4 protein-coding genes are annotated in these 1124 nt (G+C 29.4%); all 4 read right to left on the bottom strand.

Annotated features, from left to right (window positions below; all coding sequences use genetic code 11):
* Positions 1–43: 43 nt before the first annotated feature.
* Complete coding sequence (locus A3SG_RS23185; RefSeq protein ID WP_410501008.1) at positions 44–220, bottom strand: hypothetical protein; 177 nt, start codon at positions 218–220, stop codon at positions 44–46.
* Entirely contained in the window at positions 160–411 is a 252-nt protein-coding gene (locus A3SG_RS22590) for a hypothetical protein (protein ID WP_029596908.1), read from the bottom strand. The genes A3SG_RS23185 and A3SG_RS22590 overlap by 61 nt, the downstream gene beginning before the upstream one ends.
* A complete protein-coding gene (locus A3SG_RS0118340) occupies positions 411–668 on the bottom strand; it encodes a hypothetical protein (RefSeq protein ID WP_016991441.1) in 258 nt (85 codons plus the stop codon). The genes A3SG_RS22590 and A3SG_RS0118340 overlap by 1 nt, the downstream gene beginning before the upstream one ends.
* Positions 669–876: 208 nt before the next feature.
* Positions 877–1124, bottom strand: a 248-nt coding sequence (locus A3SG_RS22585; protein ID WP_035664774.1) for a hypothetical protein, incomplete at its 5' end; no start/stop codon positions are given.

Genomic DNA, 1124 nt, shown 5'->3' with positions numbered 1-1124 from the left:
AAAATCGACACGTAGGGATATATGTAATGTCTGTAGCCCAAACTTAATTATTTTGTGTTATCTCTAAGCCTTTGAGTAAATACGGATACTTTTTATGTTCTTTAACAGCAATTGTCGTGCGTGGTTCTCGGTAAATCGTTTGCCAGTTTACCAATTTCATTAAGCGTCGAACTCGTTTTTCATTAACCACAAAGCCATGGCGTTCAAACCAAACAGTAATCTTGCGATAGCCCGAAAAAGGAGTTTCATGATATTTTTTTTTAATAATTCCATCAATGATAGGTTTTCAGAACCTTCCCCTTTTGGTGAAAAATAAAAAGAATTCCAGTTGATATTCAATAATATACACTGTTTAGATAGACTCAATTTTTCGTTCAAATCTACCATGTTCTTTCTCTCGATCAATGGCATTAGCTCAACTTTTTTTTTAGAAAGTCATTCTCTAAAGTCAGTTGTTCAATTCTTGCAAAAAACTTTTCAATTGGAATTTCTGCTTTTTTTGCTACTGCTTTTTCTTGATTGAAAACTGCCGATATATTCTTAATCGCCTCGGCTTTCCAGATCGAAATTTGGGTCGGTAAAAACTCATATTTCTTAGCTAAAACCTCTAATGTTTCTTTCTCTCTTAACGCTTCTAAAAACAACTTTTGCTTTAAAATCCTTTCCAAATACTCTTCTTGTTCTTGACATAATTCTGCTAATTTAAGGTTTTTAATTCTATCTTAATTTAAAGCAAAAAATTGTACGTTTTTTGGGGAGCAGCATAGTCTGGAAAGTTTTAGACAGCCTTTTTTTATTCACCTTATTGGAAAGTATTACCAAAATTCTAATTATTCTACATAAAGAGTATTACACTTCTCTAAAAACCCTCTTGTTTTAATTTAAGAAATAAATTCTAACAACTATCAACACGATTAATGCTGATATTACTAATAATATTCTTTGGTTAAATTTATTTGTATTATTTAATTTGTCAAATTTTAAAAGTTGTTTTAATTCAAAAAAGGCCAAAGAAATAATTGCGATAAAGCAAATAATATCATACCATAAACTTTCTGTAAATCCTTTTATTTGTAGCAACTTTGGTAAAAAATAAAATAATGAAACTACTATAGAATATATTT

Source organism: Flavobacterium sp. ACAM 123, assembly GCF_000264055.1.
Taxonomy (GTDB): Bacteria; Bacteroidota; Bacteroidia; order Flavobacteriales; family Flavobacteriaceae; genus Flavobacterium.
Note: the sequence above shows the minus strand (reverse complement) of the source record. Positions and strands in the feature narration are given on the sequence as shown.

What these genes read in the sequence shown, in the direction of transcription:
- A3SG_RS22590 (WP_029596908.1), bottom strand. Translation starts at nt 411, where the DNA reads ATGCCATTGATCGAGAGAAAGAACATGGTAGATTTGAACGAAAAATTG.